Origin of the sequence: Methylosinus sp. Sm6 (assembly GCF_019802345.1) — a bacterium.
GTDB lineage: Bacteria > Pseudomonadota > Alphaproteobacteria > Rhizobiales > Beijerinckiaceae > Methylosinus.
Genome location: NZ_JAINDZ010000155.1, coordinates 1 through 538 on the forward strand (window position 1 = coordinate 1; position 538 = coordinate 538).

At 68.0% G+C, this 538-nt stretch carries 1 protein-coding gene; it reads left to right on the forward strand.

Translation table 11 applies throughout. From position 1 onward, the window contains the following. On the forward strand, positions 1 to 538 hold a 538-nt coding region (locus K3F48_RS24035; RefSeq protein WP_222577954.1), incomplete at both ends, for a condensation domain-containing protein.

Sequence of the window (538 nt, forward strand, 5' to 3'; positions counted from 1 at the left end):
CGCCGTTCCGCGATTTTGTCGCGAGAGCGCGATCGGGCGCCGACCGAGCGCAGCAGGAGGCGTTCTTTGCGCGAATGTTGAGCGATGTGAGCGAGCCGACCATTCCCTTCGGCCTTTCCAATGTGCGCGGCGACGGCTCCTGCGTCGGCGAAGCCGAGATCGATCTCGATGCGGATTTGGCGGCGAGGGCGCGAGCCTGCGCGCGCGCGCTCGGCGTCGGCGCGGCGAGCCTGTTCCATCAGGCCTTCGCGCTGGTTCTCTCGCGCATCTGCGGCCGCGCGGATGTGGTTTTCGGCACGGTCTTGTCCGGCAGAACCGAGGGCGGGGAGAGAACGAGCCGCACGCTCGGCATATTCATCAATACTCTGCCGGCGCGAATACGGATCGGGTCGGAAGCGGCGGCGAGCGGGGTGCGGCGCACGCATGCGCTGCTGCTCGATCTGATGCGTCACGAGAGCGCGCCGCTGTCGCTGGCGCAGCGCTGCAGCGGCGTCGTCGCGCCGACCCCATTGTTTTCGGCGCTGCTGAACTATCGGCA